Source organism: Streptomyces malaysiensis subsp. samsunensis, from assembly GCF_024519315.1.
In the GTDB taxonomy this organism is placed as follows: Bacteria; Actinomycetota; Actinomycetes; order Streptomycetales; family Streptomycetaceae; genus Streptomyces; species Streptomyces malaysiensis.
Genome location: NZ_JANIIC010000183.1, coordinates 1 through 2,436 on the forward strand (window position 1 = coordinate 1; position 2,436 = coordinate 2,436).

The following is a 2,436-nucleotide window of genomic DNA, read 5'->3' on the forward strand; positions in this document are numbered from 1 at the left end:
TAGCGGATGGCATCGAGTGCGCCGTGAGGCGCCCTGTCATATCCCCGGTTTAGCCGGGAGGAACTTGAAGGGAGGTTCTTGGGTCTAATGGCTCACCTGGAACCGAAAGGTGAAGGGGACCGCAGCATGCCAGGAAAACGATGGCCGGGCTCAGGCGTTCGGGACGGCGCATCGTGGGACCCGTGCGATATGGCGAAAGCTAAACTGCCTGAACCCCAATCCCCAGGAGACTAAAAATCAAGTCCATCGGAAAAACGCCCGAAACCGGTGCCGTGCTGTGCGTCGAGGTAGTCGATGACTCGGCGCAACCTTCAGAGCGCGGAGCGATGCCCAGTTAAGGCATTCAAGGGGATGAGTGGGGCGCCTAAGTCGCTCTATCACGTATGACAGGGAAGAACACGGGATCGCCTAAGGGGTGCGAACCCTATGGCGACGGAGGCCCCGTAGTAGTCGTCGGCGTCACGACCGGCCAAGGAGGATGGGAAGGCCATCCGCAGGGCGAAGGGGGCCAGGTGATCGGGCACGCAGAAATCGGGAGGTATGCGTAATGCAGAACGCCGAAACGGTGCTGAGTGTCCTCCGTGAACGCGGCAGGCGTGGCCTGCCGTGCAATGAGCTGTATCGACAGCTGTTCAACCCGCAGTTGTATCTACTGGCTTACGGGCGTCTGTATTCCAACAAGGGAGCCATGACGCCCGGCGCCACCGGTGAAACCGTTGACGGCATGTCACTGGCCAAGATCGAGCGCATCATCGACGACCTCCGCCACGAGCGGTACCGATGGAGCCCGGCCAGAAGGGTTTACATCCCCAAAGGGCGGGGCAGCACGAAGCTGCGCCCTCTCGGTCTGCCGCCATGGTCGGACAAGCTCGTCGGCGAAGTGGTGCGCCTCTTACTGGAGGCGTATTACGAGCCGACATTCTCCGACGCATCCCACGGCTTCCGCCCCCGCCGGGGCTGTCACACAGCCCTTCGCGACGTGGCGAACACCTGGAAAGGAACGGTCTGGTTCATCGAGGGGGACATCGCCCAATGTTTTGACCGGCTTGACCACTCGGTCATGCTCGGGATCCTGGGCGAGAGAATCCGCGACAACCGATTCCTGCGGCTCATGCGAAACATGCTGAAAGCCGGATACTTGGAGGAGTGGATCTGGAACGCCACGCTGAGCGGGAGCCCGCAAGGCGGTGTCGTCTCACCGATCCTCTCCAACATCTACCTGCACAGGTTGGATGAATTCGTTGAGACAGTCCTCATTCCGGAATACACCCGAGGCAAGGTGAAGGCAAGAAACCCGGACTACCCCCGCACGTGGGAACGGATCCGCCGAGCCCGCGCGCGGGGCGACCGGAAGGCGGTGCACCAACTGCAAAAGCAGCTCCACCGAATGCCTGCCGGGGACCCTCAGGACCCCAACTATCGGCGATTGCGGTACGTCCGCTACGCCGACGACACCTTGCTCGGGTTCGTCGGACCCAAGGCAGAGGCCGAGGAAATCAAAGAGCGCCTCAGAGACTTCCTTCAGCAGACCCTGAAGCTCGAACTCTCCCAAGAGAAAACGCTCATCACGCATGCCAGAACAGAGGCTGCAAAGTTCCTCGGCTACGAAATCACCGTGCGATACAACGACCGCAAGATCACCCGTGGACGGCGCGCTGTCAATGGGACGATCGGACTGCATGTCCCTCGTTCGGTGGTATCTGCCAAGTCAGCCCCCTACATGCAGCGCGGCAAACCCGCGTACCGGTCCGAGCTGGTGAACGAGGACGATCACATCATCGTCAGCACCTACGGAGCCGAACTCAGGGGCATCGTCCAGTACTACCTGCTGGCCGGAGACGTATTCCGGCTCTACCGGTTGCAGTGGGTGATGGAGACCTCGATGTTGATGACACTGGCAGCCAAGCACCGCTCGTCGGTGGCGAAGATGGCCCGGAAGTACAAGGCCAAAGTCGTCACTCCACACGGGCCACGCACGTGCTTCGAAGCCCGCGTCGAGCGCAACGGGAGGAAACCGCTGGTCACGAGGTTCGGCGGCACACCGATGAGACGGCAGGAGAAAGCGGCCCTGACCGATCGTCAAACTCCCCCGGTTGTCGTCAAGCGAAGGCAGCTGATCAATCGGCTCCTCGCTGGACGATGCGAGCTATGCGGGCGAACGGGCGCGATGGAAGTCCATCACGTCGCCAAGCTCGCTGACCTCGGCAAGCCGGGCAGAGATCGCCCCGAGTGGGCTGACCTCATGGCGAAACGGCACCGCAAGACCCTCGTGGCCTGCAAGCCATGTCACGAGGACATCCACGGCCGCTCTCGCTGATCACGGGGTAGTCACTGGAAAGCGACGTGCGGTGAAAGTCGCATGCGTCGTTTGGACTGGGGGTCGTCGGAAAAGGACCCGCTCTGCGGGCACCTCGCCGACGGCCCACCAGTACCGAT

1 protein-coding gene is annotated in these 2,436 nt (G+C 61.8%); it reads left to right on the plus strand.

The window, feature by feature from the left end; genetic code table 11:
• The first annotated feature begins 547 nt into the window (after window positions 1-547).
• On the plus strand, window positions 548-2,317 hold the full coding sequence (locus tag NQU54_RS48305) for a reverse transcriptase/maturase family protein (RefSeq protein WP_257636615.1): 1,770 nt from the start codon (window positions 548-550) through the stop codon (window positions 2,315-2,317).
• Window positions 2,318-2,436 lie beyond the last annotated feature (119 nt).

Coding starts and splice junctions, on each gene's coding strand:
- NQU54_RS48305 (WP_257636615.1), top strand. CDS start 548: ATGCAGAACGCCGAAACGGTGCTGAGTGTCCTCCGTGAACGCGGCAGG.